This window comes from Streptacidiphilus sp. MAP12-16 (genome assembly GCF_041262165.1).
GTDB lineage: Bacteria > Actinomycetota > Actinomycetes > Streptomycetales > Streptomycetaceae > Streptacidiphilus.
In genome coordinates this window covers 62,197-86,613 of sequence record NZ_JBGCBY010000010.1, presented here as the reverse complement: position 1 = coordinate 86,613, position 24,417 = coordinate 62,197, and the positions used below count along the sequence as shown (strand labels likewise).

The following is a 24,417-nucleotide window of genomic DNA, read 5'->3' as shown; positions in this document are numbered from 1 at the left end:
GGCAACCACCCGTGTACCGCACCTCCGTCCCCACCCCACCCCCGTTCGTCCGTTCTGCCGGAGGCCACCATGCGCGTACTCGTCTTCGCCAGCGCCTTCAACAGTCTCACCCAGCGGATCACCCTCGAACTCTCGCGGCGCGGCCATGACATCGCGGTCGCTCTGGCCCTGGGCGGTGGCGTCCGGGGCGAGGAGGAACTGCGGTCCGCGGTCCGCCGCCACGACCCGGAGCTGATCGTCGCGCCCATGCTCACCAGCGCCGTCCCCGAGGACGTCTGGTCCTCGCGCACCTGCCTCATCGTGCATCCGGGCCCGCCCGGGGACCGGGGCCCCTCCTCGCTCGACTGGGCCCTCAGCGCCGGACTGCGCCGCTGGGGCGTCACCGTGCTGCAGGCCGTCGCCGAGATGGACGCCGGCGACATCTGGGCGGCCGAGCCCTTCGACATCCCCGACCTCCCCGGCGGTGTCGCCAAGAGCGACCTCTACCGCAACGAGCTCGCCGATGCCGCGTCACGCGCCGTGCTGCGCGCGGTGGACCGCTTCGCCTCCGGCTGCTACCAGCCGAGGCCCGCACCGGCCGGAACCGTCCGCCCGTACTACCGCCAGGAGTTGCGGCACATCGACTGGTCCGTCGACTCCACCGCGATGGTGTCGAGCACGCTGCGCACCGCGGACTCCAGCCCAGGTGTACTCGACCGGATCGACGGTCGGGAGTTCTTCCTCTTCGGCGGCCGGCCCGAGGACGGCCTCCGCGCCCCGCGCCACTCGCGCCCCGGGGTGTTCCTCGCCACCCGCGCCGGAGCGGTCTGCCGCGCCACCGCTGACGGCGCCGTCTGGCTCACCTCCGCCCGGGCCCGGCGCACCCCTGGTGGCCCGCCCACCGCCAAGGCGCCCGCCGCCACCGCGCTCGCCGCACACCTGCACGGCGTCCCGGAGGTCGGCGTCCCACTGCGGCTGCCGGACCGGCGGCAGACCTGGAGCACGGTGCGCTACCAGGAGCACGGGCCGGTCGGCGTGCTGCGGTTCTCCTTCCCCTGCGGCGCGATGAGCACCGGCGACTGCAGGCACCTGCTCGCCGCCTACCGCCAGGCGCTGACGCGTCCCACCCGGGTGCTTGTCCTCGGCGCCGACCGCGACGTGTTCTCCCACGGCATCCACCTCGGGGCGATCGAGGCGTCCGCCGATCCGGCCCGCGAGTCCTGGGCCAACATCAACGCCATGGACGACCTGGTCGAGGCGATCCTGACCACCGACGACCGGCTCACGGTCGCCGCCGTCGGCGGCAACGCGGCGGCAGGCGGGCTGATGCTGGCCCTGGCCGCCGACGAGGTCTGGGTCCGTGACGGGGCCGTCCTCAATCCCCACTACCGACTGATGGGCCTGCACGGCTCCGAGTACTGGACCTGCACCCTGCCCCGGCGGGTCGGCCCGGACGCCGCCGAGCAGTTGACCACCGACGCGCTGCCGCTGGGCACCTGGCGGGCGCTGGAGATGGGACTGGTCGACCGGGTCATGGACTGCACCCCGCAGCGCGTTACCGAGGAGGTCATCGGCCTCGCCGAGGCCCTGGCCAGCGCACCGCGGCTGCGCCAGCGGCTCGCGGACAAGCGCGGCGCCCGCGAGCGGGCCGAGGCGGAACGCCCCCTCGCCTGGTACCGGGCGGAGGAACTCGCGCACATGTACCGCAACTTCTTCGATCCGGGCGAGCCGTACCACGCCCTGCGCCGCGCCTTCCTGCACAAGAGCGCCCCCGAGGCCACCCCCGAACGGCTCCAGCGCATCCCGATCCCGGCGGCGGCCTAGCGGTACCCCAGGGACGGTCGGCGAACGGCGGGGCGGCGGATCAGCCGTCCGCCTCCGGCGCGGTCGCCCGGGTTCCGAGGTGGGTGAGCACGTCGCCCAGTTCGCCGTGCACCCGCCGGTCCATCGCCAGCGCGAACTCCACGTCCACCACGGTCCGGGCGACCGGGCGGAGCCGGGCCAGGGTCTCCGCAAGGCGCGCCGTCTCACCCGTCGTCAGCCGCGACTCCAGGCTGCCCAGCAGGTGCTTGTTGACCAGGTCCACGAAGAGGTCCGCGAGCGCGTCGGCGCTGGCCCGCACGCCGCGCGCGGTCTCCAGCACGGCCGCCAGCGGGACGCCCTCGGCGACCAGTGCCGCCGAGGCGTCCAGCAGCCGACGGCTGATGTGGTTGACGGTGTCCCCTTCGACGCTGACGTAGCCCAGGGCGCGGGCCTCGTCCAGGGCCCGTGCGTCGGCCTGCCCCGAGTACGCCGCGTCCAGCTCCTCCAGCGTCAGCGGAACGGGCGTCTCCTGGGACCAGGGCGCCGCTATCGCGCCCTCCAGGCCCAGGAGTTCGGCGACGTCGCGGCCGTCCTCCCAGGCGGCGAGCAACTCGGCGATGCCGCCCAGGGTGTGGCCCCGTTCCAGCAGGTCGGCGATGATCCGCAGCCGGGCCAGATGGTCCTCCGAGTACCACGCGATGCGCCCCTCCCGCCGGGGCGGCGGCAGCAGCCGGCGCTCCCGGTAGAAGCGCAGTGTGCGGACGGGGATGCCCGCCTCCCGTGCGAGGTCCTCGGTGCGGAACTCGCGTACGGGACGGCGTGGGGCCGACGGCCCGGAAACTGGGGAATCGCTCACCTGGCCGAGCCTACTGGCCGTGCCGCGGTCCGGAGTCCGTGACGCCGGTGAGCGCCCGCAGCTCCAGACGTTCGAACCCGGCGACGTCCGACTCCGGCGCGGGGCGCTGGACGGAGCCGAACCAGCCGAGCAGGAACCCCAGGGGAACCGTCACAACCCCGGGTGTCCGCAGCGGGAACCAGTGGAAGTCCACGCCGGGGAACACCGCACCGGGGCCGCCGGACACGGCCGGGGAGAACAGCATCAGCAGGCAGACGGAGGCGAGCGACCCGTACAGCGTCCACAGCAGCCCGCGCTGGGTGAAACCACGCCAGAACAGGCTGTAGACCAGGATCGGGAACAGCGCCGAGGCCGACAGCGAGTACGTCAGCGACAGCAGCATCTGCACGTTCCACCGCTCCGTCAGCACCGCGAGCACGATCCCGACCACGCCCACGCCGACCGCCGCCCAGCGCGCCGCGGCGACCTCGCGCTGCTCCGGCAGCCCGCCGCCGCGCGCCGCGTGCGCGTACAGGTCATGGGCGAGCGAGCAGGCGGCGGCCAGGGTCACCCCAGCCACGGAGGCGAGGATGGTGACGAACACGGCGCAGGAGACGACGGCGATCACCGCGCTGCTCCCGGTCGTTCCGGGCGCTCCGCCCAGCGTGTGCGAGAGCAGCAGCACGGAGATCCTGCCGGTCGGGTCCGCGTCCCGGATCACCGCCCCGCCGACCAGCGCCGACGCCCCGAGCCCGGCGACCACGACGGTGGCCAGGAACGCGGCGGTGATGCCGACCGCCCAGCGCATGGACGTTCGGGCGGTGCGCGCGTCGGGCGCGGAGTGCAGGCGCATGGTGATGTGCGGCAGGCAGGCCGCGCCCAGCACCAGGGTGATCTGGACGCTCAGGAACTCCAGCCGCCCGGTCGCGCCGGACCCGTACTGGGCCCCGGGCCGCAGATAGGAGTCGCCGAGGCCACTGCCCTGGGAGGCGGCGGTCAGCAGGGTGCCCAGGTTCCATTCGAAGCGGTGCAGCACCAGCAGCGCGAGCGCGCCGAAGCTGGCGAAGGCGATGACCATCTTGACGATCTGGACCAGGCCGGTGCCCTTCATGCCGCCGATCGCCGCGTAGCACACCATCGTTGCGCCGATCAGCACCACGCAGACGGTGCGCGCGCCGTAGCCGGAGAGTCCCAGCAGGACCGCGACCACCGATCCGGCGCCGGACAACTGCACCACCAGGAAGGGCATGGTGACCGCGAGCGCGACGACGCCTGCGGCAATCCGGACCTGACGGGTGGCCATCCGGGCGGCCAGCACGTCACCGAGGGTGAACCGGCCCGCGTTCCGCAGCGGTTCGGCGAGCAGCACCATCACCAGCAGCAGGGCCAGTGCGGTCGCGCAGGTCACCATCATCCCGTCGAATCCGGCCAGCGCGATCACGCCGGTGGTCGACAGCACGGTCGCGGCGGAGATGTAGTCGCCGGAGATGGCCAGCGCGTTGCGGAACGTGCCGAGGCTGCGGTTGGCGGTGTAGAAGTCGGCGGCGTCGTCGCGGTCGGGTCCGGCCAGGGCGCACAGCAGCACGCACACGGTGACGAAGACCAGGAAGGCGACGACGACGACGGTCTGCACGCTGCCCACGGCGGGGCTCACCAGCCCACCTCCGACCGGGGGCGGGCGGCCGACGCCGCGGCCGACGCCGCCGTCGCTGCCTCTGCCGAGGCCGTCGCCGACTCCGCCGCGGCGGTCTCCGCCAGCGACCGCAGCCGGGCGGCCTCCGGATCGAGCCGGGTCCTGGCATCCCTGCTGAACAGCCGCATCACCCGGAACGCCAGCAGGAACTGACCCAGCAGCAGCACCACCCCGATGGTGACGCCGCCGACGACCGCGGTGCCGAGCAGGTCGGGGGCGGCCGAGCACAGGAACAGCAGCAGCAGGTAGCCGCCGAAGAGCGGGACCAGGGCCTGGCCGTGCAACCGCCGCACCTCACGTCGGACCGTGTGCCGGGCCTCGGTGACGGGACCGGGGCCGGTCCTCCGGGCCGGTTCGCCGACGGGCGGGGCGGCGTGCCGCCCGGGGCGCCGTTGCCTGGCCCGGGCGGCGTACGTCGGATCCCAGAGTTCGTCCCAGGTACTCATGCGGTCTCCTTCCGGTCCCCCCGCGGCCCAGCTCGTGGGCCGTGGGCGGGATCGGGACGTTAGTGCAGGTGACGAGCATCACGTCGCCTTTCGCGCGCGCCGACCGGTACTGCTCAGTAGCCGGAGACAGCCGGGCCTAGTTCCTGTCAGCCGGGTGACAGCTTCGCGCCGACGAGGAAAAGCCTGGAAGCAGCCCGGAGTTGAGTATCCGTACTCATGCCGGGAGGCCTGAGCAGGCGGATCCTTCGGGGATGGCCTCTCCTGTCAGACACCACACCACGTCCGCCTACTACGCCCAGGCGATCATCTCGTTCGGGGTCTCCCTCGCCGCGATGGGCCTCGGGATCGCCTACCTTTCCGCGTCCGCATGGATCCGCGCCTTCCTCGCCCTCGGCCTCCTCTACGTGGTCACCTCCGCCTTCACCCTGGCCAAGGTCATCCGGGACCGGCAGGACGAGGACCAGGTTGTCTCCCGCGTCGACCAGGCCCGCCTGGACAAGCTGCTCGCCGAACACGACCCCTTCAGGGTGGACGCACCCTGACCGGGGAGCGGAGTCGGCCGGGCAGCAGAATGAGCGGGTGACCGACGACCAGCAGCCACCCGTGTCCGGCCCGAACTCCGGCCCGAACTCCGACCCGAACTCCGAGTCGGAGCCGCAGCCGGCGCCTCAACCCCAGCCCCAGCCGGAGCCCGCACCTCAGCCCGCACCTCAGCCCGGGGGCGAGCACGAGCCCCAGCCCGTGTTCGAGCCCGGCATGCTCCCCGAGCGCTGGACCGAACTGCTGCGCCACCGGCTGGAGCCGCCCGCCTGGCAGCGCGAGACCCAGGGCGAGCGCCGCTGGTCCGTGACGCTCGCCCTGCTGGTCGCCATCTGGGTGCAGTTGGCGCTGCCCGAGCGGCTCAGCATCCACCCGCACTGGCTGCTGCCCGCCCTGGAGGTCGCCCTGATGGCTGCGCTGGTGGCGGCCAACCCGCACCAGCGGATCGGGCGTCAGTCCACACTGCTGCGTGCCCTCGGCCTGTTGTTGGCCGCCGCTGTCAGCGCCGCCAACGGGGCATCGGCGGTGCTGCTGGTGCGCGATCTGCTGCACGGCGGCCCCGGCCTCGGCGCGGTCTCGCTGCTGATGACCGGCGGCGGCATCTGGGTCACCAACATCATCGCCTTCAGCCTCTGGTACTGGGAGTGGGACCGCGGCGGCCCGGCGGCCCGAGCCCTCGGCACCCATCGCTACCCCGACCTGCTCTTCCCGCAGATGCAGCAGCAGGGCGTCGCACGGCCCGACTGGGAGCCGGAGTACCTGGACTACCTCTATGTCGCCTTCACCAACGCCACGGCCTTCAGCCCCACCGACACCATGCCGCTGTCCCGGTGGGCGAAGGTGCTGATGACGATGCAGTCGGTGGTGTCCCTGCTCACGCTGGTGCTTGTGGTGGCGCGGGCGGTCAACGTGCTGCAGTAACAGCTGACACGGAACAAAGCCAGTGGAGCACAACTCCCGCTCCGTCGCCGCACTTTCGCCGATGTCCGCGTAATCGAGTGAACGCGCTCGGTAGCGTCCCCAGCGCCTGGCGGAGCAAGCCCGCTCCGTCGGCGTACGCCGGGGAGTGGTGGGAGATCCGATGGTGAGCGCCATAGCGCACAGCACGGCCGTGGTGGCCATGGGCGGCATGGGTGGGATGACCGAGCTCGGCTACGGCTGGCTCACTCCGATCCTGTCCTACGCCATGGCGGTCCTCGGCTCCGCCCTCGGCCTGCGCTGCACCGTGCGGGCCGTCGCCGCCGAGGGCCGCTCCAAGCGGAACTGGCTGCTCACCGCTGCCTCCGCGATCGGCTCCGGCATCTGGACCATGCACTTCATCGCCATGCTCGGCTTCACCGTCACCGGCTCGGAGATCCGGTACAACGTCCCGCTGACCGTACTGAGCCTGCTGATCGCGATCCTCTTCGTCGGCGCGGGCGCCTTCGCCGTCGGCTACGGCAAGCACCGGGGACGCTCCCTGCTCGTCGGCGGGGTCACCACCGGCCTCGGCGTCGCGGCCATGCACTACCTGGGCATGGCCGCGCTGCGGCTGCACGGGAGCGTCAGCTACGACCCGGTGACCGTCGCCGTCTCCGTGCTGATCGCCGTGGCCGCCGCCACCGCCGCGCTCTGGGCCGGCCTGAACATCAGCGGCCCGGTCGCCGCTGCCGGAGCGGCCCTGGTCATGGGACTGGCTGTCAGTTCCATGCACTACACGGGTATGTACGCGGTTCGCATCGCGCTGCACCCCGGCCAGACTCCGCTGGCAGGTGCGACCGTGATGCAGTTCATCTTCCCGCTCGCCGTCGGTCTGGGCTCGTACCTCTTCCTGACCTCGGCCTTCGTCGCCCTCTCGCCCACCGCCGGGGAGCGCGCCGCCGCAGCCACCGCCGAGCGGCTGCGGAGCAGCCCGGCACGCTGAACCCGACGCCCACGAGGGGAGCGCGTCCGGCACGCCCCTCGCCACCGCAACCCAGGGAACGAGGAACTGATGCGCCAACCCCGTGGGGCAGCACCCACCGGCCCGGACAGCCCGACGCGCCCGCGCCCCGCCCACGCCGGGCCACCCGCCGACGAGCGCCAGCAGCCCGAGCCGGGGCGGGCCCCGTTAGCCGATCGGACCCCGGCCCCGATCCAGGCCGCACGGGCGCTGCGACCGCTCAGCCTGCGACTGCGCCCCCGCACCGTGCGCGCCCGCATCGTGTCGCTGCTGATGGTGCCGGTGGTCTCGCTGATGGCCCTGTGGGGCTTCGCGACCGTGACCACCGCGCAGGACGTCGACGCCGTGGTCCGGCTGAAGCAGGTCGACGCCACGCTGCTCACGCCCGTCGCCGCGGGCGTGGACGCACTGCAGGCCGAACGCACCGCCGCCGCCCAGTACGCGGCCGCGCCCAGCGCCGCCCGGGCCGATGCTCTCGCCGCCCGAAGCCGCGCCACCGACAGCGCCCTGGTCACCCTCAACACCGACATTCTCGCGGGCGCCGCCAACAACGCCGGTCTCGCCGCGGCGCTTCCCGCCCGGCTGGACGCGCTGATGACCGCCGCCGACGGCCTGCCCGCGCTGCGCCAGAAGGTCACCGCTCGCACTCTCGGCTGGTCTGACACCATGAAGGCGTACAGCGACACCGTCGAGACCTCCTTCGAGGTCGACGGGGCGCTCACCGGTGTGCAGAACACCGCCATCGCCTCCGACTCCCGCGTCCTGCTGGAACTCGCCCGGGCCAGGGAGCTGCTCGCCCGCGAGGACGCCACCGAGCAGTCCGCCCAGGCCGCGGGCCGGATGAGCGCCGAGCAGTACCAGCAGTTCACCGGCGCCCTCTACGCCCGCCAGGCCATCTCCGACTCGGCCGCGCCCGACCTGCGTCCGGTCGACCGGGCCGCGTACCTCCAGGTCGCGCACGGGCCGCAGGCCACCGCCCTCGGCACCCTGGAGGCGGCAGTCCGCTCCGCAGGCCCCGGGACCGGACCGGTCCGGCAGGTCGCCGACCCGGTCTGGAGCCAGACCGCGCAGAATCTGCAGCAGCAGCTCGAGGGCGTCGAGGCCGCCGCGGGGGCGGGCGCCACCGCCAACGCCGACCCCTACAGCGTGGGCGTGTTCACCAAGAACGGCGCCGCCGTGCTGTTCGGACTGCTCGCCGTCCTGCTCTCGCTGCTGATCTCGGTGCGCATCGGACGCGGCCTGGTCGTGGAGCTCGTCGGCCTGCGCAACTCCGCGCTCGACCTCGCCGGACGACGACTGCCGGCCGCCATGCGGCGACTGCGCGCGGGCGAGGAGGTCGACGTGGACGCCGAGGCGCCGGTCGTCGAGGCCGGGGACGACGAGCTCGGCCAGGTCGGCGAGGCGCTGAACACGGTGCAACGTGCCGCCCTGCACGCCGCCGTCGAACGCGCCGAGGTGCTGTCCGGGGTCTCCGGGGTGTTCGTCAACCTCGCCCGCCGCAGCCAGGTGCTGGTGCACCGTCAACTGACCCTGCTGGACGCGATGGAGCGCCGCACCGAGGACCCCGCAGAGCTGGACGACCTGTTCCGGCTGGACCACCTCACCACCCGGATGCGCCGTCACGCCGAGGGCCTGATCATCCTCTCCGGAGCGGCACCCGGCCGTGCCTGGCGCAAGTCGGTACCGCTGCTCGACGTGGTCCGCTCCGCCGTCGCCGAGGTCGAGGACTACTCCCGGGTGGAGGTGCGCCGGCTGCCGCGCGCCTCGGTCGTCGGCCCCGCGGTGGCCGACCTCACCCACCTCATCGCCGAGTTGGTCGAGAACGCCACCGGCTTCTCGCCCCCGCACACCAAGGTGCTGGTCAGCGGCGAACAGGTGGGCACCGGCTACGCCCTGGAGATCGAGGACCGGGGCCTGGGCATGGGCCGGGAGGCGGTCGAGGAGGCCAACCGGAGGATCGCCGACGCCCAGCAGGCGGACCTGTTCGACAGCGACCGGCTGGGGCTCTTCGTGGTCAGCCGGCTGGCCCGCCGGCACAACGTCCGGGTCTCGTTGCGAACCTCCCCGTACGGGGGGACGACGGTGGTGATCCTGCTCCCGACGGCGCTGCTGGACTCCGGACGCGCGGGGGCGGGACCGGACGACCGGGCCCGCAGAACCAGTACGCCCCGGACGCCCGAGCCGACTCCTGTGCAGCAGCATCTGGACGAGGCGGTGCAGCAGCCCGTACCCGACTTCGCGTCCCAGTTCGAGTCCGCGGGTACGCGCGGCGCCTCGCCGTTCCGGCCCCCGCGGTCCACCGACTCCCTCTCCCGCCGCTTCCCCCTCCGGGACCAGCAGTCCGCCGCCGCTGGGCGGAACGGTGCCGCGTTCCGGAACGGCGGGAGAGGCGACCGTCCTGACGATCCGGCAGCGGCCTTCGAGCCGGGCCAGGAGTCCGCGACGCCCCCCGCTGCCGTGCCGATCCCGCCCGCGCCACCCAGCCCCGCCGGGTCCTCCGCCGCCGGGTCCTCCGCCGCCAGGCCCTCCGGCTCCGGCTCCGGCGCCTCGGGACCGATCGACGACCTGCCCCGCCGCGTTCGCCAGGCCAGCATCGCCGTCCAGCTCCGCGACGCCCCGGCCCCTGCCGCCGCGCGGAACCGCGGCGCCGCCGGACCTGGCGGCAGGGGCGGCCAAGCCGCCCGCAGCCCCGAGGACGCCCGCGCCACCATGTCCGCCCTGGCGGAGGGCTGGGCCCGAGGTCGGACCGCGGACACCGCCCCACCCCAACGCCATCTGAAGATCCAGCATGAGAGGGAGGCCACCGATGGCCGCGACGATGAACCACTCCGGTGAGCTGAACTGGCTGCTGGACGAGCTTGTCTCCCGCGTGGCCCAGGTCAGACACGCCGTGGTGCTGTCCAGGGACGGCCTGGCCCTCGGCATTTCGGCCGAGCTGAGCCGCGAGGACGGCGAGCATCTCGCCGCCGTCGCCTCCGGCTTCCACAGCCTGGCGAAGGGGGCCGGACGCCACTTCGACGCCGGGGAGGTGCGGCAGACCATGGTCGAACTCGACGGCGGCTTCCTCTTCGTGGTCGCCGCCGGGGACGGCACCTGCCTCGCGGTGTTCAGCGGCGCGGACTCCGACATCGGGCTGATCGCCTACGAGATGGCCCGGCTGGTCCGCCGCGTCGGCGAGCACCTCTACAGCCCGCCCCGGTCCGGTGTCAGCAGCCTCGACAGCCCCAACGCGGGGTGACCAGCAGCACCATGGACGACATTCCGACCGACGGCCCGCACCCGGCCTCCGAACACGGACCCGACCGACGCTGGTACGACGACGACGCGGGGCCGCTGGTCCGGCTCTACGCCCTGACCCGGGGGCGGACCAGGCCCGCAAGCGAGGCGTTCGACCTGATCGCCCTGATCACAGCCGACTCCCCGTACGGTCCCGACAGCCCCTACGGCATCGACCCCGGGCTGCCCCCGGAACCCGCGACCATCCTCGAACTGTGCCGCTACCACCCGCAGTCCGTCGCCGAGATCGCCGCCGACTGCGATCTGCCCGTCGGCGTCGTCCGGGTCCTCCTGGGCGACCTGCTCGACGCCGGACTGATCCACGTCAGCCGCCCCGTACCGCCCGCCATGCTCCCCGACGAGCGCATCCTGCGAGAAGTGATCAATGGCCTCCAAGCACTCTGACGACGCACCCGCCCCGAGCACCCCCGGAACCCGCGTGCCCCGCGCCACCGGTCCCGACGGGGAGCCCGCTCTCGCCCTGAAGATCCTGGTGGCGGGCGGCTTCGGCGTCGGTAAGACCACCCTGGTCGGCTCGGTCAGCGAGATCCGGCCGCTGCGCACCGAGGAACGCCTCACCGAGGCGGGCCGGGGCGTGGACGACACCGGGGGAGTGGAGCAGAAGACCACGACCACGGTGGCGATGGACTTCGGCCGGATCACCATCCGCGCGGGGCTGTCGCTCTACCTTTTCGGCACCCCGGGCCAGGACCGCTTCTGGTTCCTCTGGGACGAGCTGGCGCACGGCGCGCTGGGCGCGGTCGTCCTCGCCGACACCCGCCGACTGGAGGACTGCTTCCCCTCCGTGGACTACTTCGAGCGCCGGGCCATACCGTTCGTGGTTGCCGTCAACTGCTTCCAGGGGTCGCGCCGCCACGCGGTGGAGAGGGTGTCCCTGGCACTGGACCTGGACGCCGGCACACCCGTGGTGCTGTGCGACGCCCGTGACAAGGAGTCAGGAAAGAAGGTCCTGGTCACCCTGGTCGAGCACGCCAGCCGCCTGCACACGGCCAGGCTGCTCGCCTGAGGTCAGAACGCGTCGCGTCGTTGCAGCCACAGGAAGGCGATCCAGCCGGGGAGCACCGGCAGCCAGAAGGTCAGCAGGCGGAAGACGAGGACGGGAAGGAACGCGTCGGCAAGGGGCACTCCCGTGGTCCCGGCCAGCGCCGCGGACAGCGCGGATTCCACGGCGCCCACGCCGCCGGGTACCGGGACGGCGGATCCCACCGTTCCGCCCACCAGATTGGCGACGGCGACAGCGGCGAAGCTCGGATGCTGCCCGAAGCCCCTGGCGCAGAAGTACAGGCAGGCCGCGGACACCAGCGAGACCAGCAGTTGGCCGGTGATCCCGACGGCCAGCTTCCGCCGGTGCTGGAGCACGTCCAGCAGCCGCGGCACGACACCCGTGAGCATGGGCTGCAGCCGGGTGGTGATCCAGCGGCGCAACGGCGGGATGCCGCCGGCCAGGAGCACCAGCAGCGCTGCGACCAGGAGCCCGACCAGCAGCACGGGCGAGGCCGACAGCGGCGAGCTGTTCCGGGCGCTGGCCAGGTAGCCGAACACCAGGATCAGCAGGATGTGCAGCACGAGTCCGACCGCCTGGGTGACGCCGACGCTGGCGACCGCCTTGCGCGTCTGGACGCCCGCGCGCTGCAGGAAGCGCGTGTTGAGCGCCATGCCGCCCACCCCGCTGGGGGTGACCAGGTTGACGAAGGCGCCGGCCACCTGCACCAGCGCGGCCCGGCGGATGTTCAGCCGCTCCGGGACGAAGCCGACGAAGCTCATGGTGGCGGCCACGAACCCGGCCACCGCGGCGGCGGCGGCGAGTGCCACCCAGCCGACCTGTGCATGGGTGAGGGCGGTGGCGCTCTTGCTGGGGAGCTGGAACAGCAGGAAGTAGCCGACGGTGGCGCCACCGAGCAGGGTGACCAGCGTGCGGAGGCGTACCCGTTCCAGGCGTACCACCTGGACGACGGCCTGGGGGCGGCGGTGCAGGATCTCGTCCCGGATCTGCGCGAGCAGGTCCGGTGGGCGGGAGAGCTGGTCCGGGACGGCCCCGTCCTGCTTGGGCTCCTGGTCCTGCGGCTGCAACCGGCTCTGGTCCTGCGGTTGCTCCTGCTCCTGCTCGTGCGACTGGTCCTGGGTCCGGATCCGCTCCTGTTCGCTGCGGCGGTGGCGCTTGAGCGCGGCCCGGGTGCTGCGGGACAGCGCCAGCGGCTGCAGCAGGGGCACCGCCGAGCCGACCTGGTCCGGTCCGAGCACGGCGAAGGCCGAGGCGACGGCTCGCGCCGGTCCAACCCGCAGGGCGAGCGTGGTGAGCAGTTGGGCGAGGTCCATCCGCAGCGCGATGTCGCCCGCCGCGATGTCGCCGTCGTGCAGGTTCACCAGGTACACGGCGTTCTGCGGGTCCACGAGCAGGGAGGCCGGGCCCACGCTGCGGTGGGCCGTGCGGCGGACGTGCAGCAGATTCAGTTGGCGCCAGGCGTCGGTGAGGAGCGGGTCGGTCAGTTCGGCGTCGGCGAGCTCGTCCAGGATGCGTCCGTCGAGCTGCTCGTAGACCGCCACGGCCGCGTCAGGTCCCAGTTCCGCCGTGGCCAGCAGCCGCCGGGTGCGGACGCCGGCCGCCTCCGCGGCGAAGGACAGCAGGGCCTCCTGCCTCAACGATCCGCGCAGGGACAGCAGGCTGCGGCGCCGGGGAGCGGTGCGCAGCAGCAGGCGCCGCCAGACCTGGTGGAAGAAGCCGGACGCCGACAGCTCGCGGTCCAGCACGACCACGTCCAGGTCCGGGCGCTCCTCCGTCTGGTGCACCAGGTAGCGGCGCGGTTCGTGGGCTGCCGCGTGCGGTGCGCGGAACGCGGTCGTCGGTGTGAAGCCGAGCTGGCGCAGGCTGGTGAACAGCCGCTCGGTGGTCGGGCGTACGTTGGGCGAGCCCAGGGCGTAGCTGGTGCCGTGGGCGACGGTCCAACCGATCAGCAGCGTCAGGATCAGCGACAGTCCGGCCGCGTAGCCGCTGACCAGCGCGGTGAGTCCGTCGAGGGACAGCACCAGGGCGAGGGCCGCCCACCAGCGGGGCCGTTGCGCCACCCCGGCCGCGGTCATGAAGGCGAGGACCGGGGCCGCGTAGCTGAGGATCGGTTCGGCGGTTCCGGTGCCTCCGGGCACCGGACGGGTCAGTGCGGACACGATGGCGTGCGGGGCGAGGTCGGCGACCCAGACGTTGACGGCCAGGGAGATCCCGAAGGCCAGCACCGCGGCGAGTACCCCGTCGGAGACCCGCCGGCCGTCGTGCTGGATCAGCCGCTGCGCGGCGAACAGCACCGGCACGAGCAGCACCGCCGCCGTGGAGAAGGACCCGGTCAAGCTCAGCAGCAGGTGCGGAGCGTGACCGGCTCCCCGGTGCGCGTCGGTGTTCACGCCGCCCGCGGTGCTTCGGGCGGCGTCGGCGACGAGCAGCGTCAGCCCGATCAGGACCAGGCCGAGGACGAAGCGGATCAGGGCCTCCGGGCGGCGCGCCCGGACGGACAGCAGCAGTTCGTCGGGCCGGACGCCGACCGCCCCGGGAGTCTGTTCCCCATGACCCCCGGCGCCAGGAGCGTGCCCGCGCTTCTTCTGCTGCATCGTCCTGCATCTACTCGGGGTGCGGGGTGAGGGGGTCGCGCCGTCGGCCGCTCAGCGCTGGGCCGTGTCCGCCTTCGCCTCCTCCTTGGCGGCGCGACGTGCGGCTTTCTCCGCATTCTCGCGCTCGTCCTCGGCCTCGGCGACCTCCAGGGTCGGGGCCGTGCCGCCCAGGTGGGCCGGCTTCCACCATGCGTCGTCGGGGTCGCTGGGGGAGTCCGGATAGGTCGTCTGGGCGCGGTCCAGCAGTTCGGTCATCGCCGCCCGCAGCCGCCGGGTCACCATGACCGGCCTGTCCTCGGGGGTGAGGTGGATCGGTTCGCCGATGATGATGGTGATCGGGGTGTGACGCCGGGTCAGCGTCTTGGGGCGGCCCTTGGTCCAGAGCCGCTGGGTGCCCCAGACCGCCATCGGGAGCAGCGGGACGCCGGCGTCGGCGGCCATCCTGGCCGCGCCGGTCTTGAACTTCTTCAGCACGAACGAGCGGCTGATGGTCGCCTCGGGGAAGACGCCGACGACCTCGCCGGCCTTCAGGGCGCGTACCGCGTGGTCGTAGGCGGGCTGGCCGTCCGAGCGGTCCACCGGGATGTGCCGCATGCCGCGCATCAGCGGCCCCGACACCCGGTGCCGGAAGACCTCGTCCTTCGCCATGAAGCGGGTCTTGCGCTTGCCGGCCTTGAGCGCGCCCCAGCCGGCGAAGATGAAGTCGAGGTAGCTGACGTGGTTGCTGACCAGGACGGCACCGCCGGTGCGCGGCACGTTCTCCGCGCCGATGATCTCGATCTTCAGGTCGAGGGCGCGGAAAAGGGTGAGCGCGGCCCCGATGATCGGCGGGTACACGAGATCAGCCACGGTCAGTCCTACTTCCCAGGGCAGTTGCCCGGTCCGACAGTATGTCGATGTATCGTCCCCGACCGGCGGCCCCCTGTCACTCCAGGTAGCACCAGCCCGCGCGAGATCGCAGTCACACCGACGTGATCCATCCTACTTTTCGTAGGCGGACCGACCGTAGTCGGACCGGACACGGACCCGGGTTACGGCTCCCAGGCCGTTACTCCCCTACTCCCCGACCGTTACTCCCCGGCCGGCCGCAGCCGGGCCTGGCCGCGACGGAGCAGCAGGTAGGCCTCGCAGCCCAGGCAGTAACCGAAGGCCGCGTTGAGGAAGGCGGCGGCGAGCGCGCAGCCGGTGGCCGCCAGGCCCAGCCAGGTCGCACCGCTCAGGTAGCCGACGGCTCCGATCAGGGCGAAGGCCAGTCCGACGCCCTGGGCGAAGCGCGGCGGCGCGGCGTCCTCAAGTTCGGCGGGCGGTCCCAGGCGGGGACGGACGAAGGTCCGGTAGAGCCAGGCGTAGGGCGAGCGGCCGAGGCCGCCGAAGGCGCCGAGTGCGAAGACGACGGCCTGGGCGGCGAGCAGCCAGCCGCTGCCGGTGATCAGGACCACGGCGAGGACGACGGTGGTGAGGGACGCGGCGAAGCGTGCCCCGCGCGGATCGATGCGGTCGGGGGTGGGCATGGCGGACTCCACGGGCGAGAGGAGAGGCGGAGGGGACGGGGCGGGTCGGTCGGCGTCGGCGTGGTGCGCGCCGGGCGCGCTCAGCGACAGCGCGAGACCGCGGCGCGGCACAGGTCGATGACCAGTCGCCGGGTGAGCGTCGTCGCCCGGCTGCCTCCGGTGGAGTCCATGCTCGAATCGTACGCGGGTGGCGGGGTACGCGGAGGCTGCCGTTCCGTAAGCAGGTGTCAGGAGGCATGCTGGGTGCATGACTGGACTGGTGGTGTGCCTGGCCGTGCTGGCGCTCTCGGGGGCGTACGGGCTGCTGCGGGTGCGCCGAGGTGGGAGGTTGCGGGTGCGCGGGCGCGACGGCGGGGTGCGGCTCAGTGCCGTGGAGCTCGGTTCACCGCTGGGGGAGCGGGCCACGCTGGTGCAGTTCTCCTCCGCCTTCTGCCAGCCGTGCCGGGCGACCAAGCGGGTGCTGGGCGAGGTCGCGAGCATGGTCGAGGGGGTGGCGCATGTGGAGATCGACGCGGAGTCCCAGCTGGAGCTGGTGCGGCGGCTCGACATCCTGCGCACGCCCACGGTGCTGGTGCTGGACGCCGGCGGCGCGCTGGTCCGGCGCGCGGTAGGCCAGCCGCGACGCGCGGACGTGATCGCGGCGCTGGGTGAGGCCATGGCTTAGAGGCTCCGCCAGTAGGGGGCTGGCGTCGCGTGCCGATGGCTGTCTCCCCCAAACTCCGTCCGGGGGTGCCCCCTCGGCCGGATTGTCGTCGGTCGACCGATGCTCCGCATCGACTCCCTCCTCCGCACCGCCCAGACTCGGCCCTCGCCCCGCTCCTTCATCCAGCCCCCTACTGGCGGAGCCTCTTAGCCGGGCGAGGCCATGCTTACGACGGGGGAGCGATAGGACGTCGATGGCGCAGGACGGTCACGGCTGTGGGACGGTCAATAGGCGCAATGTCACAGCGGCACCAGGTTGCGGTGTGGCGCGTGACGGCCTTGCGTGGGGGAGTATGGGGCAACGGCGGGCCACCAGGTGTTTGGGGACCAGCCGGAGCGGCAAGGGGACCGGCGTCGGGGCGTAAGCTACTGGCGGGTAGCAAGAGCTGAGCTACTCGTGAGTATGCTTCCGGAAGTTCCGGTCGACGAGCGCTGCGCAGCACCGCTCGCTTGCCTAAGCAACAGTTGCCGGACGTGACCAGTACAGGAGACAGGCCGTGAGCTTGAGGATCGTTGTCTGTGTGAAGTACGTGCCCGATGCGACCGGTGACCGTCGCTTCGCCGACGACAACACGACCGACCGGGATTCCGTCGACGGGCTGCTGTCGGAGCTGGACGAGTACGGCGTCGAGCAGGCGCTGCGCATCGCCGAGGCCTCGGGCGACGCCGAGGTCACCGTGCTGACCGTCGGCCCCGACGACGCCAAGGACGCCCTGCGCAAGGCGCTGTCCATGGGCGCCGACAAGGCCGTCCACGTCAACGACGACGACATCCACGGGACCGACGTCATCGGCACCTCGGCGATCCTCGCCAAGGCGATCGAGCAGACCGGCTTCGACCTGGTCGTCTGCGGCATGGCCTCGACCGACGGAACCATGGGCGTCGTGCCCGCGCTGCTGGCCGAGCGCCTCCGCGTCCCGCAGGTCACCCTGCTCTCCGAGGTCAGCGTCGAGAACGGCACCGTCAAGGGCCGTCGCGACGGCGACACCGCCACCGAGTTGCTCGAGGCGAGCCTGCCGGCCGTGGTGTCCGTGACCGACCAGTCCGGCGAGGCCCGCTACCCGTCCTTCAAGGGCATCATGGCCGCCAAGAAGAAGCCCGTTCAGTCCCTGGACCTGGACGACCTGCGCATCGAGGCGGACGAGGTCGGCCTCGGCGGCTCCTGGACCGCCGTCGACAGCGTCGCCGCCCGTCCGGCCCGCACCGCAGGCACGATCGTCAAGGACGAGGGCGAGGGCGGCAAGCAGCTCGCGGCCTTCCTTGCGGAGCAGAAGTTCATCTAATGAATCCAGTGAAGCAGCCTGGCCGCGCAGAAGTTCATCTGAGCCCAGCGCTCACCACCGCATCCCTTGACATTGAATTCTCTGGAGAGCTGAGCAATGGGTGAAGTCCTCGTCCTCGTCGACCACGTGGACGGTGCCGTCCGCAAGCCGACCCTCGAACTGCTGACGCTGGCCCGCCGCATCGGCGAGCCCTCGGCGGTCGTTCTCGGCGCGGGCAGCGCCGTGGCCGACATCGCCGCCAAGCTCGGCGAGTACGGTGCCGCGAAGGTGTACGCCGCCGACGCCGCCGAGTTCAGCGACTATCTGGTCGTCCCCAAGGTGGACGCGCTGGAGCAGATCGCCAAGGCCGGGACCCCGGCCGCCGTCCTGGTCACCTCCTCCGGCGAGGGCAAGGAGATCGCCGCCCGCCTCGCGCTGCGCCTCGGCTCCGGTGTCATCACCGACGCCGTGGACGTCAACGCGGGCGAGGCCGGCCCGGTCGCCACCCAGTCGGCCTTCGCCGCCTCCTTCACCACCACCTCGCGGGTCTCCCGCGGTGTGCCGGTGATCACGGTCAAGCCCAACGCGACCGGCCCCGAGGCCGCCCCGGCCGCCGGAGCGGTCGAGACCGTCGCCGTGACCTTCAGCGCCGCCGCCGGCGGCACCAAGGTCACCTCGCGCACCGCGCGGGTCTCCACCGGCCGTCCCGAGCTGACCGAGGCCGCGATCGTGGTCTCCGGCGGCCGCGGCGTCGGTGCGGCCGAGGGCTTCGGTGTGGTCGAGGAGCTCGCCGACTCGCTCGGCGCGGCCGTCGGCGCGTCCCGCGCCGCGGTGGACGCCGGCTGGTACCCGCACAGCAACCAGGTCGGCCAGACCGGCAAGCAGGTCTCGCCGCAGCTCTACATCGCCAACGGCATCTCCGGCGCGATCCAGCACCGGGCCGGCATGCAGACCTCGAAGACCATCGTCGCCGTCAACAAGGACGCCGAGGCTCCGATCTTCGAGCTGGCCGACTTCGGCGTCGTCGGCGACCTGTTCAGCGTCCTCCCGCAGCTCACCGCCGAGGTCAAGTCCCGCAAGGGCTGAGCTCGATCGCACACCTCTCAGGGCCCCGACCGTCCGCACGGTCGGGGCCCCTGGGCCCTCCGCCACGGAGGGCCCAGGGGTAGGGTCGCAGCGGTTCACCAACGAGAGGTGGGAACGGTGCTGCTCACGGCGCTTGACGGACGTTTCGGCGACAGCGCGGACGCGGTGGCCGTGGACGGGGTCGCCCTCTCGCGCGAGCAACTGCTCGGCGCGGCCGGTGCGGTGGCCGCGCGGATCGCGGGTGCGCCCGCGCTCGCGGTGCTGACGAGGCCCGGCGTCGAGACCGTGGTCGCCACCCTCGCCGGGCTGCTCGCCGGGGTGCCCGTGGTGCCGGTGCCGCCGGACGCCGGCCCGAAGGAGCGGGAGCACATCCTCCGCGACTCCGGCGCGCCGCTGCTCGCCGTCGCCGCCCGGGACCGGGACACCGCCGCCCACGGGGCCCGGCTGCTGACGGTCGATCCGGCGGAGCGCGGTGCGGCTCCCGACGAACCCGCCGCCGACGGCGGCACCGCCTTCGTGCTCTACACCTCGGGAACGACCGGCGCGCCCAAGGGCGTGCTGATCAGCCGCCGCGCGGTCGCCGCCGGACTGGACGGCCTCGCCGACGCGTGGTCCTGGACGCCGGACGACACCCTGGTCCACGGCCTGCCGCTGTTCCACGTCCACGGCCTGATCCTGGGCGTCCTCGGCCCGCTGCGGATCGGCGGACGCCTCGTCCACACCGGGAGGCCCGCCCCGCAGGCGTACGCGGCCGCCGGCGGCAGCCTGTACTTCGGTGTGCCCACGGTCTGGTCCCGTCTGGCCGCCGACGAGGTCAGCGCCAAGGCCCTGTCCGCCGCCCGGCTGCTGGTCTCGGGGAGCGCCCCGCTGCCGGTGCCGGTGTTCGAGCGGCTGGCGGCGCTCACCGGCCACGCGCCGGTCGAGCGCTACGGCATGACGGAGACGCTGATCACCGTCAGCACCCGCGCGGACGGCGAGCGCCGCCCCGGCAGCGTGGGCCTGCCGCTGGCCGGGGTCCGCACTCGGCTCGTGGGCGACGGAGGGAACCCGGTTCCGGCGGACGGTGAGAGCGTCGGCGAGTTGCAGGTGCTCGGCCCCATGCTGTGCGACGGCTACCTGGGCCGTCCGGACGCCGACGCCGAGTCCTGGACCGCGGACGGCTGGTTCCGCACCGGCGACGTGGCGGTGATCGGACCCGACGGCTTCCACCGGATCGTGGGCCGGGCCTCCGTCGACCTGATCAAGAGCGGCGGCTTCCGGGTCGGTGCGGGCGAGGTCGAAGCCGCCCTGCGGGACCACCCCGCGGTGGCGGACGCTGCGGTCGTAGGCGCTCCCGACGCCGACCTCGGGCAGGTGATCGTCGCGTATGTCGTCCCCGAGGGGCCGGTGACAGGCGGTCAGCTGACGGCGTTCGTCGCGGAGCGTCTGTCCGTGCACAAGCGGCCCCGGCGGGTCGTCCTGGTGGACGAGCTCCCGCGCAACGCGATGGGCAAGGTCCTCAAGAAGCAGCTCCTCGAACCGTAGTGGCGGCTTCACCGCTCGGGACGGCCGTCGGATGACCGCAGCCCACGAACTGGACAACGTTGTCAACAACCGGCGACACTACCGCCTATGGACTGTCCTGCTGCCACCGGACCGGTGGCCTCCGTCGACATCGGCGGCACGAAGATCGCGGGCGCGCTGGTCGACAGCAAGGGGCGGCTGACAGCCCGCTGCCTGCGTCCGACTCCGGCGACCGAGGGCGCGCCGGCCGTGCTCCGAGCGGTCACCGAGGTGCTCGACGAGCTCGCCGCCGACCCCGGCTGGTGCGCGGTGCGCTGCGTGGGCATCGGGAGCGCCGGTCCCGTGGACGCCCCGCGAGGAGCGGTCAGTCCGGTCAACATCCCCGCCTGGCGCGACTTCCCGCTGGTGGAGTCCGTGCGCTCGCACCTGCGGCGGAACCGGGAATCGGGTTCGGGGCCGGGCTCGGGGCCGGACTCACCGCTGCGTACCGAGCTGCCGGTCGTGCTCACCGGTGACGGCCCGGCGATGACTGCCGCCGAGCACTGGCAGGGAGCCGCCCGGGGCTTCCGCAACGCCCTGTGCATGGTGGTGTCCACGGGAGTGGGGGGCGGCCTCGTCCTGGACGGCGCGCTCTACCCCGGCCCCAGCGGCAACGCGGGACACATCGGCCACATCAGCGTCGACCTCGACGGCGATCCCTGCCCCTGCGGCTCGCGGGGCTGCGTGGAGACCCTCGCCAGCGGTCCGGCCATCGCCCGGCGGGCGCTGCGCGACGGCTGGCAGCCGCCCGGCGGGGACGCCTCGGCGGCGGCGGTCGCCGAGGCCGCGCACCAGGGCGATCCGGTCGCCCTCGCCTCCTTCGCCCGCGCCGCGCAGGCCCTCGCGGCGGGCATCGCGGCGACGGCGACCCTGGTCGAGCTCGATGTCGTGGTCGTGGGCGGCGGAGTCGCCAAGTCCGGCGAGGTGCTGTTCGCGCCGCTCCGGGCCGCGCTGGACCGGTACGCGACGCTGCCCTTCGTCCGGCACCTGGAAGTGCGCCCGGCCGAGCTCAGCACCGACGCGGGCCTGGTCGGCGCGGCGGCCGCGGCTGCCGCCGCACTGCACCTCGACGGCTGGGACTAGGCCTGTTTCGGCCGATCTTCGCGGACGCCCGCCGCCGCATGGTGACACTGCGACGGCGTGCGCACCGCGGCGGAGCCGCTGATGCCCGCAGCCGCGAAGATCGGCCGGACCGGGCCCTGGCGGCCCTGAGCTGCGCTGACGGGCCGCGACGGTACGCGCCCTCGACGCCCGCCCGTCCCCTCTGCGTACGATGCTGCGAGCAGTCGGCGAACAGGGGGCAGCGTGATCGTCTGGGTCAACGGCGCGTTCGGTGTCGGGAAGACCAGCACAGTCAGGGAGCTGCTGGAGCTGATCCCCGGCAGCACGGTGTTCGATCCGGAGTCGGTCGGGGAGTACCTTCGCCAGGAGCTCCCGCCGGAGGAACTCGCAACCGTCCACGACTACCAGGACCTCCCGGCGTGGCGCCGGCTCGTACCGGAGGCGGCGGCGGCCCTGCTGGCCCAGGTCTCGGGCACGCTGATCGCCCCGATGACACTGCTCCGCCAGGACTACCGGGACGAGATCTTCGGCGCCCTGGCGGCACGCCGGATCCCCGTGCACCATGTGCTGCTGCACGCTGAGGAAACGATCCTGCGCAAGCGCATCGAAGCGGACGAGGTCGACCGCCAGGCCCGGCAGTGGCGCCTCGACCACGTCGACGCCTACGAGCAGGCCCGTGGCTGGCTCGCCACCGACGCCGTCACCGTGGACACCGCGGAACTGACGCCGCGCCAGGCGGCCGAGCGGATCGAGGCGATCGTCCGCTCCGGTAGCGCCCGCTGCCGCATCGTCCAGGACGTGGTGGCCGACCGCGACACCCTCGCCGCGGCGGTGCTGTTCTTCGACGAGCAGGACCGGGTCCTGCTCGTCGATCCGGTCTACAAGCCCGGCTGGGAGTTCCCCGGCGGCGTGGTCGAGGACGGCGAGGCGCCGACGCGTGCCGCCGTCCGCGAGGTCGCCGAGGAACTCGGCCTGACCCTGGACCCGGCCGGGCTCCGACTGCTCGTCACCGACTGGGAGCCGCACCGCGGGCCGCGCTCCGGCGGCATGCGACTGGTCTTCGACGGTGGCCGGCTGACGGCGGCGCAGCGCGCGGAACTGACGCTCCCGGCGGCGGAGCTGCGCGCCTGGTGCTTCGCCGGGGAGTCGGAGTGGACCGGGCTGCTCCCGGAGAACAAGCGCCGCCGCCTCGCCGCCTCGCTGCGCGCCCGCGCCTCGGGCCAGCCGCTCTACCTGGAGGCGGGCGGCAGTCCCGCCGACGGCTGACCCTGGTCTGCCCGGACCGGGAACTGCGCGGACCGGGAACTACGCCGCGGGAGGGGCGGACGTCGCGGTTGCCTGCGGAACAGCCGTGAGCGCGTCCGGACTGATCATCTGCGGACCCGCCGCCCGTCGCGAGCGCAACCGGGGCCGACGCCGGTACAGCCGGTGCAGCCGCTGCAGGGCGACGAACTCGTCCATCCGGTTCGCCAGGGTCAGCTGGTACTTGACCCGCAACGGGGCGCGGAGCTGGCGGATCTGCTCGGGGTCGATCGCCCGCAGCAGCCGGCTGACGTGCTGCTGGTAGGCCTCGCGGAACGCCCGGTCGCCGTCCGGCACCGACCAGAAGAACATCGGGAGTTCCTCGACCAGGGTGTTCCTGTCGTAGGAGCGCAGGTACTCGGCGAACGTGGGCTCGGGGCGGGCGAGCAGCCACGCGCGGACCAGTTCGATCGAGCGGACGCGGTCGATCAGGCCCCTGGGGTCGGTCTTCCGCTGCGTGATCGACACCTCGCCGAGCTCGCGCACGCGCCAGTGGTAGATCGGCTCGGAGATGACGTCCACGCTGGTTGCCAGGTAGTGGTGCGGCACGCTGACCGGGGCGTCCTCGTACAGGATGCCCTCCGGGTAGAGAATGCCGGCGCTGTCGAAGAAGCTGCGGCGGTAGACCTTGTTCCACGCGGTGCGGTCGGTGACCAGCGAGGGGATCTCGGTCACATGGGTCTTGAGCCGGGTCTCCTTGAACGGCTTGCTGTGGCCGTGGGACTGGTAGTACCCGGCAGCGCGGAAGCGCAGCGCGTTGCCTGCCGCGAAGTCCGACCCGGTCTGGTCCAGGGTGCTCACCATCAGCTCGTACGCGCCGGGCGGCAGAGTGTCGTCGCTGTCCACGAAGGCCAGGTACTCGGTGCCCTCGGCGAGGTTCCGCCAGCCGGTGTTGCGGGCCGCCCCGAGGCCCTTGTTCTCCTGCTGGACCAGCCGGAACCGCGGGTCCTTCGCGGCGTACGCCTCGGCGATGGCCGCACTGCCGTCGGTCGAGCCGTCGTCGACCATGACGCACTCGAAATCACCGAACGTCTGCGCGGCAATCGAGTCGAGGCACTCCTCGAGGTAGCGCTCGACGTTGTATATCGGGACGACGACGGAGAGGCGGGGGGCCATCGGCTGGGCGGGCCTTTCGATCAGGGGCGTGCGACCGGCCTCTGGCCCGTTACCGAGAGTGACCGGGCAGAGAGTGCACAGGTCAGATCCTAGCGTCCGGCCCGACTCGCACCCAGCCGACCGGTGTCGTGCAGGTGGACCAGAGGCGAACAGTCATCCGTTCAGTCCCCTCCCCTGCCCCGCCGCGGCGGCCAGCCTGCGCAGGACCTGGCCGCAGCGGCGGGCGTACAGGCGCTGGAACAACGGCACCAGTGGTCCGGCGGCGCGGGTGTACCAGCGGGCGGGGCGGCTGAAGGCGGTGACGGTGAACCAGACCGACGCGTCGTCGGCGAGCTCCACGAGGAAGGACTCCTCGCCGCACTCCGGATGGCCTCGCAGGGTTCCGTAGCCGAATCCGGCCCGGCTGGGCTCCTCGACCGTCCAGACCACTGCGCAGGGCGCGGTCACGCCGAGCGGGCCGAGGCCCAGCACCACCCGCACCCGCACGCCGGGGGCGGCCCGCTCGGCCTCTGCGGTGAGCCCGACTCCGGCGGCTCGGTGCATCCGCCAGGTCAGCACGGCCTCCGCGGCCGCCACGAACGCCGCCGCGCCGTCGCCGAGGCGGGTGCGGTGCCGCAGGTGCGTGTAGCCCGAGGGCAGCGGGCCGGGCTCGCGGGTCGCGCCGACTTCGGGATAGCTGAAGTCACTCATCAAGAAGTCACTCATCAAACAGGCCCCCCTCAT

The 24,417-nt window shown here is 73.0% G+C and carries 22 protein-coding genes; 14 read left to right on the top strand and 8 right to left on the bottom strand.

Features of this window, described 5'->3' with window-relative positions; translation table 11 throughout:
* The first annotated feature begins 69 nt into the window (after positions 1-69).
* The gene (locus ABIA33_RS15615; protein ID WP_370081759.1) at positions 70-1,803 is read left to right on the top strand and encodes an enoyl-CoA hydratase-related protein; all 1,734 of its coding nucleotides are present in this window, start codon (positions 70-72) and stop codon (positions 1,801-1,803) included.
* Positions 1,804-1,843: 40 nt separating this feature from the next.
* Here the strand turns inward: ABIA33_RS15615 and ABIA33_RS15610 are convergent, their stop codons facing one another.
* The 3 genes from ABIA33_RS15610 to ABIA33_RS15600 are packed head-to-tail and all read right to left on the bottom strand — an operon-like array spanning position 1,844 to position 4,756.
* Entirely contained in the window at positions 1,844-2,638 is a 795-nt protein-coding gene (locus ABIA33_RS15610) for a MerR family transcriptional regulator (RefSeq protein ID WP_370081757.1), read from the bottom strand.
* Positions 2,639-2,648: 10 nt separating this feature from the next.
* Entirely contained in the window at positions 2,649-4,271 is a 1,623-nt protein-coding gene (locus tag ABIA33_RS15605) for a cation acetate symporter (protein ID WP_370081755.1), read from the bottom strand.
* Positions 4,268-4,756 carry a DUF485 domain-containing protein gene (locus ABIA33_RS15600; protein ID WP_370081753.1) on the bottom strand — a complete coding sequence of 163 codons (489 nt, stop codon included), beginning with the start codon at positions 4,754-4,756 and terminating at the stop codon, positions 4,268-4,270. The genes ABIA33_RS15605 and ABIA33_RS15600 overlap by 4 nt, the downstream gene beginning before the upstream one ends.
* A 251-nt stretch (positions 4,757-5,007) precedes the next feature.
* Between ABIA33_RS15600 and ABIA33_RS15595 the strand changes: the two genes are divergently transcribed.
* The 7 genes from ABIA33_RS15595 to ABIA33_RS15565 all read left to right on the top strand — a co-directional run bounded on the left by ABIA33_RS15595 (position 5,008) and on the right by ABIA33_RS15565 (position 11,520).
* Positions 5,008-5,298, top strand: a complete 291-nt coding sequence (locus ABIA33_RS15595; RefSeq protein ID WP_370081751.1) for a YiaA/YiaB family inner membrane protein — start codon at positions 5,008-5,010, stop codon at positions 5,296-5,298.
* Between the two features lie 37 nt (positions 5,299-5,335).
* Positions 5,336-6,217 carry a hypothetical protein gene (locus ABIA33_RS15590; protein WP_370081749.1) on the top strand — a complete coding sequence of 294 codons (882 nt, stop codon included), beginning with the start codon at positions 5,336-5,338 and terminating at the stop codon, positions 6,215-6,217.
* A 208-nt stretch (positions 6,218-6,425) separates the two neighbouring features.
* The gene (locus ABIA33_RS15585; protein WP_370082054.1) at positions 6,426-7,199 is read left to right on the top strand and encodes an MHYT domain-containing protein; all 774 of its coding nucleotides are present in this window, start codon (positions 6,426-6,428) and stop codon (positions 7,197-7,199) included.
* A 69-nt stretch (positions 7,200-7,268) separates the two neighbouring features.
* A complete protein-coding gene (locus ABIA33_RS15580) occupies positions 7,269-10,052 on the top strand; it encodes a nitrate- and nitrite sensing domain-containing protein (protein WP_370081747.1) in 2,784 nt (927 codons plus the stop codon).
* Complete coding sequence (locus tag ABIA33_RS15575) at positions 10,024-10,455, top strand: roadblock/LC7 domain-containing protein (RefSeq protein ID WP_370081745.1); 432 nt, start codon at positions 10,024-10,026, stop codon at positions 10,453-10,455. Before ABIA33_RS15580 ends, ABIA33_RS15575 begins: the two co-directional genes overlap by 29 nt.
* An 11-nt stretch (positions 10,456-10,466) precedes the next feature.
* The gene (locus tag ABIA33_RS15570) at positions 10,467-10,898 is read left to right on the top strand and encodes a DUF742 domain-containing protein (protein WP_370082052.1); all 432 of its coding nucleotides are present in this window, start codon (positions 10,467-10,469) and stop codon (positions 10,896-10,898) included.
* A complete protein-coding gene (locus ABIA33_RS15565; protein ID WP_370081743.1) occupies positions 10,879-11,520 on the top strand; it encodes an ATP/GTP-binding protein in 642 nt (213 codons plus the stop codon). Before ABIA33_RS15570 ends, ABIA33_RS15565 begins: the two co-directional genes overlap by 20 nt.
* A gap of 2 nt (positions 11,521-11,522) precedes the next feature.
* Here the strand turns inward: ABIA33_RS15565 and ABIA33_RS15560 are convergent, their stop codons facing one another.
* The 3 genes from ABIA33_RS15560 to ABIA33_RS15550 form a co-directional block, all read right to left on the bottom strand.
* Complete coding sequence (locus tag ABIA33_RS15560) at positions 11,523-14,111, bottom strand: flippase-like domain-containing protein (protein ID WP_370081741.1); 2,589 nt, start codon at positions 14,109-14,111, stop codon at positions 11,523-11,525.
* Between the two features lie 51 nt (positions 14,112-14,162).
* Positions 14,163-14,960: a lysophospholipid acyltransferase family protein gene (locus tag ABIA33_RS15555; RefSeq protein WP_370081739.1), complete on the bottom strand. Its 798-nt coding sequence runs from the start codon at positions 14,958-14,960 to the stop codon at positions 14,163-14,165.
* A 221-nt stretch (positions 14,961-15,181) separates the two neighbouring features.
* Positions 15,182-15,622: a DUF4395 domain-containing protein gene (locus tag ABIA33_RS15550; RefSeq protein ID WP_370081737.1), complete on the bottom strand. Its 441-nt coding sequence runs from the start codon at positions 15,620-15,622 to the stop codon at positions 15,182-15,184.
* A 247-nt stretch (positions 15,623-15,869) separates the two neighbouring features.
* On the opposite strand from ABIA33_RS15550, the gene ABIA33_RS15545 reads away from it, so the two are divergent.
* The 6 genes from ABIA33_RS15545 to ABIA33_RS15520 all read left to right on the top strand — a co-directional run bounded on the left by ABIA33_RS15545 (position 15,870) and on the right by ABIA33_RS15520 (position 22,542).
* On the top strand, positions 15,870-16,286 hold the full coding sequence (locus tag ABIA33_RS15545; RefSeq protein WP_370081735.1) for a thioredoxin family protein: 417 nt from the start codon (positions 15,870-15,872) through the stop codon (positions 16,284-16,286).
* A gap of 535 nt (positions 16,287-16,821) precedes the next feature.
* Positions 16,822-17,607, top strand: a complete 786-nt coding sequence (locus ABIA33_RS15540; protein WP_370081733.1) for an electron transfer flavoprotein subunit beta — start codon at positions 16,822-16,824, stop codon at positions 17,605-17,607.
* Between the two features lie 96 nt (positions 17,608-17,703).
* Entirely contained in the window at positions 17,704-18,672 is a 969-nt protein-coding gene (locus tag ABIA33_RS15535; protein WP_370081731.1) for an electron transfer flavoprotein subunit alpha/FixB family protein, read from the top strand.
* A 108-nt stretch (positions 18,673-18,780) separates the two neighbouring features.
* A complete protein-coding gene (locus ABIA33_RS15530; RefSeq protein ID WP_370081729.1) occupies positions 18,781-20,196 on the top strand; it encodes an acyl-CoA synthetase in 1,416 nt (471 codons plus the stop codon).
* Between the two features lie 87 nt (positions 20,197-20,283).
* Positions 20,284-21,297, top strand: coding sequence for an ROK family protein (locus ABIA33_RS15525; protein WP_370081727.1), 1,014 nt, complete (start codon positions 20,284-20,286; stop codon positions 21,295-21,297).
* Between the two features lie 222 nt (positions 21,298-21,519).
* A complete protein-coding gene (locus ABIA33_RS15520) occupies positions 21,520-22,542 on the top strand; it encodes an NUDIX domain-containing protein (protein ID WP_370081725.1) in 1,023 nt (340 codons plus the stop codon).
* Between the two features lie 39 nt (positions 22,543-22,581).
* Here ABIA33_RS15520 and ABIA33_RS15515 read toward each other — a convergent pair whose 3' ends face one another.
* Both ABIA33_RS15515 and ABIA33_RS15510 read right to left on the bottom strand, forming a co-directional pair.
* A complete protein-coding gene (locus tag ABIA33_RS15515) occupies positions 22,582-23,694 on the bottom strand; it encodes a glycosyltransferase family 2 protein (protein WP_370081723.1) in 1,113 nt (370 codons plus the stop codon).
* Positions 23,695-23,847: 153 nt separating this feature from the next.
* Complete coding sequence (locus tag ABIA33_RS15510; protein WP_370082050.1) at positions 23,848-24,384, bottom strand: DUF1990 family protein; 537 nt, start codon at positions 24,382-24,384, stop codon at positions 23,848-23,850.
* Between the last annotated feature and the right edge of the window lie 33 nt (positions 24,385-24,417).

Bases quoted from the DNA above. Each gene is read 5' to 3' on its own strand.
- ABIA33_RS15615 (WP_370081759.1), top strand. From the start codon at position 70: ATGCGCGTACTCGTCTTCGCCAGCGCCTTCAACAGTCTCACCCAGCGG.
- ABIA33_RS15600 (WP_370081753.1), bottom strand. From the start codon at position 4,756: ATGAGTACCTGGGACGAACTCTGGGATCCGACGTACGCCGCCCGGGCC.
- ABIA33_RS15595 (WP_370081751.1), top strand. From the start codon at position 5,008: ATGGCCTCTCCTGTCAGACACCACACCACGTCCGCCTACTACGCCCAG.
- ABIA33_RS15585 (WP_370082054.1), top strand. From the start codon at position 6,426: ATGGGTGGGATGACCGAGCTCGGCTACGGCTGGCTCACTCCGATCCTG.
- ABIA33_RS15580 (WP_370081747.1), top strand. From the start codon at position 7,269: ATGCGCCAACCCCGTGGGGCAGCACCCACCGGCCCGGACAGCCCGACG.
- ABIA33_RS15575 (WP_370081745.1), top strand. From the start codon at position 10,024: ATGGCCGCGACGATGAACCACTCCGGTGAGCTGAACTGGCTGCTGGAC.
- ABIA33_RS15570 (WP_370082052.1), top strand. From the start codon at position 10,467: ATGGACGACATTCCGACCGACGGCCCGCACCCGGCCTCCGAACACGGA.
- ABIA33_RS15565 (WP_370081743.1), top strand. From the start codon at position 10,879: ATGGCCTCCAAGCACTCTGACGACGCACCCGCCCCGAGCACCCCCGGA.
- ABIA33_RS15560 (WP_370081741.1), bottom strand. From the start codon at position 14,111: ATGCAGCAGAAGAAGCGCGGGCACGCTCCTGGCGCCGGGGGTCATGGG.
- ABIA33_RS15550 (WP_370081737.1), bottom strand. From the start codon at position 15,622: ATGCCCACCCCCGACCGCATCGATCCGCGCGGGGCACGCTTCGCCGCG.
- ABIA33_RS15545 (WP_370081735.1), top strand. From the start codon at position 15,870: ATGACTGGACTGGTGGTGTGCCTGGCCGTGCTGGCGCTCTCGGGGGCG.
- ABIA33_RS15535 (WP_370081731.1), top strand. From the start codon at position 17,704: ATGGGTGAAGTCCTCGTCCTCGTCGACCACGTGGACGGTGCCGTCCGC.
- ABIA33_RS15525 (WP_370081727.1), top strand. From the start codon at position 20,284: ATGGACTGTCCTGCTGCCACCGGACCGGTGGCCTCCGTCGACATCGGC.
- ABIA33_RS15515 (WP_370081723.1), bottom strand. From the start codon at position 23,694: ATGGCCCCCCGCCTCTCCGTCGTCGTCCCGATATACAACGTCGAGCGC.
- ABIA33_RS15510 (WP_370082050.1), bottom strand. From the start codon at position 24,384: ATGAGTGACTTCAGCTATCCCGAAGTCGGCGCGACCCGCGAGCCCGGC.